2 protein-coding genes are annotated in these 2875 nt (G+C 74.8%); one reads left to right on the top strand and one right to left on the bottom strand.

What is annotated here, in order from left to right; genetic code table 11:
* The first annotated feature begins 123 nt into the window (after positions 1 to 123).
* Entirely contained in the window at positions 124 to 1365 is a 1242-nt protein-coding gene (locus ACFXA3_RS40210) for a haloacid dehalogenase-like hydrolase (protein WP_385196022.1), read from the top strand.
* A gap of 17 nt (positions 1366 to 1382) precedes the next feature.
* Here the strand turns inward: ACFXA3_RS40210 and ACFXA3_RS40205 are convergent, their stop codons facing one another.
* Positions 1383 to 2591 carry an amino acid deaminase/aldolase gene (locus tag ACFXA3_RS40205; protein WP_385196019.1) on the bottom strand — a complete coding sequence of 403 codons (1209 nt, stop codon included), beginning with the start codon at positions 2589 to 2591 and terminating at the stop codon, positions 1383 to 1385.
* Positions 2592 to 2875: the final 284 nt, after the last annotated feature.

The raw sequence follows: 2875 nt of genomic DNA, 5'->3' as shown, positions 1-2875 counted from the left end.
GCACGACGCCCGGCTGTCGTGCTCTACCGTCCGGAACGATCTTCACAGGAATCAGGAGCGTCCACCCCAGTGACCCGACCCGACACCGTACGACGGCTCCAGGCCGCCGGCGCCGCCGTGGCGATGGCCGCCGCCGCCCTCGTCGCCACCGCCCCCGCCGCCGAGGCCCGCCCCGGCGGCCACTGCACCACCCCGCGGCTCGCGGCCGGCTGGTACGGGGACAACCAGGCGCGGCTCCAGCAGCTGATCGACCAGTACGGCGCGTGCAATCCGTACCGGCCGAGCCGCACCAAGCCCGTCGCCGTCTTCGACTGGGACAACACCGTCGTCAAGAACGACGTCGGCGACGCCCAGATGTACTGGCTGCTGCGCAACGGCAAGATCCGCCAGCCGGCCGCCGGCGACTGGACCACCACCAGCCGCTACCTCACCCCCGCCGCCGCCAAGGCCCTCGCCGACGCCTGCGGCGCCCTCGCCCGTCCCGGCGCCCCCCTGCCCACCGGCACCCCCGCGGGTGCGGGCTGCGCGGACGAACTCGCCGCCGTCTACGGCACCGCCGCCACCCGCTCCGGCGCCGCCGCCTTCACCGGCTGGGACCACCGCACCATCGAGCCCGCGTACGCCTGGCTGCCCCAGCTCATGCAGGGCTGGACCGCCCGCGAGGTCCGCGGCTTCGCCGCCGCCGCACGGGCCGAGAACCTGGCCGCCCCCATCGGCGCCACGCAGAAGGTCGGCACCGGCACCACCACCGGCTGGGTCCGCTACTACGACCAGCAGAAGGACCTCATCGGCGGGCTGCAGAAGGCCGGCTTCGACGTCTGGATCAGCTCGGCCTCGCCGCAGCCGGTCGTCGAGGTGTGGGCCAAGGGTGTCGGCGTCGGCGCCGACCACGTCATCGGCATCCGCAACACCACCACGCCCGGCGGGAAGTTCACCGCGCATCTGAAGGGCTGCGGCTCCGTGCGGGACGGCGCCGACACGATGATCACGTACGTCGACGGCAAGCGCTGCTGGATCAACCAGGAGATCTTCGGGGTCCGCGGCGCGGCCGCCGAGAAGGTCCAGCCGGCCGCCCGCCGCCAGGTGTTCGCCGCCGGCGACTCCGACACCGACGTCTCGTTCCTGCGGGACGCGACCGCACTGCGGCTGGTGGTGAACCGGAACAAGAACGAGCTGATGTGCCGCGCGTACGACAACAGCGACGGCAAGTGGGTCGTGAACCCGATGTTCATCGAGCCGAAGAAGCAGAAGAGCAGCCCCTACCCGTGCTCGACCACGGGCTACGTCGACCACGACGGCACGCCCGGTCCCGTCCGCCGGGGTGACACCAGCGTCATCCCCGACCAGACGGACTCCGTCTTCTAGCGGCGGCCACGGGGCGGCTACAGGAACGTACGGCCCTCGCCCCGGTACGTCGGGACGGTGGCCGTCACCCGGTCGCCCTCGACCAGGTGCAACGCGTCGAAGCGCTCGCACAGTTCCCCCGCCTTCGCGTGCCGGAACCAGACCCGGTCGCCGATCAGCAGATCGTCGGCCGGGCTGCCGAGCAGCGGCGTCTGCACCTCGCCGGCCCCCTCCTGGGGGTCGTAGCGCAGGCCCTGCGGAAGGTACGGCTCGGGGAGCCGGTCCGCACCGGCCGCGCCGGAGGCGGGGTACCCGCCGCCGAGCACCGTCACCACGCCGACACCGGGACGGCGCACCACCGGCTGGGCGAACAGCGCCGCCGGACGGCCCCGGAACGACGTGTAGTTGTCGAACAGCCGCGGTACGTAGAGCCCCGAACCGGCGGCGATCTCCGTGACGGAGTCCTCGGCCGCGGTCTGCTGGACGCTGCCGGTGCCGCCGCCGTTGACGAACTCCAGGTCCGGGACGACCGCCCGGACGGCCCGGACGGCCTCGGCGCGACGCGCCGCGAGCTCCTTGCGGGCGGCGGCCTGCATGAGCCGGATGGCGCGGGAGCGCAACGGGCGTCCGGCGAGGGCGTCGCCGACGCCGGCGACGTGGCCCTCGTAGCCCATGATCCCGACGACGCGGAACCCGGGCCGGGCGCAGACGGTACGGGCCAGTTCCGCGAGCCCGGCCGGATCGCGCAGCGGCGAACGCCGGGCGCCGACGCGGACCCGGCCGCCCAGGAGGTGGAGGGCGGTGTCCAGTTCGAGGCAGACGCGGACCTCCTGCGAGCCGTCGGCGCCGCGGGACCGGTCGATCAGCTCCAGCTGGGCCGGGTCGTCCACCATCACGGTGACGGCCGCGGCCAGCTTCGGGTCCCCGGCGAGCTCCGCGAAACCGGCGCGGTCGGTGGAGGGGTAGGCCAGCAGCACGTCCTCGAACCCCGACCGGGCCAGCCAGACCGACTCGGCGAGCGTGTACGACATGATCCCGGCGAACCCGGGCCGGGCGAGGACCCGTTCGAGGAGCGCACGACAGCGGACGGACTTGCTCGCCACGCGGATCGGCTTGCCGCCGGCCCGGCGGACGAGATCGTCCGCGTTGGCGTCGAACGCGTCGAGATCGACGATGGCCAGGGGCGCGTCGAGGTGCGCGGTGGCCCGGTCGTAACGGGCCCTGTCTCCACCGGCGGGAAGATTCATGGGCGGCAGCCTGCCAGATGCCCGTACCGGTGGGTAGGGGTCTACACCGCTACGGGCCCCCACCCCCCGGCCGGCACCGCGCCCCCGGCCGGGCGCGGCCCCGCAACGCGCCGGGTGCCGTGCCGGACCCACTGGGTTCTGCCCCGGACCCCGCCGGGCCCGGAAGGCGACGACGTGCCGCGCCCCCGAGCCGGGCGCGCCCTCGGCCGGGGCCGCGCCCGGGTGCGGGCGGGTAGTGGGGGGGGCGGGGCGGGGGGCGGGGTGGGTGTGCGCGGGGGTGGTGC

It is taken from the genome of Streptomyces sp. NPDC059456 (assembly GCF_042750055.1).
Classification (GTDB): domain Bacteria; phylum Actinomycetota; class Actinomycetes; order Streptomycetales; family Streptomycetaceae; genus Streptomyces.
Note: the sequence above shows the minus strand (reverse complement) of the source record. Positions and strands in the feature narration are given on the sequence as shown.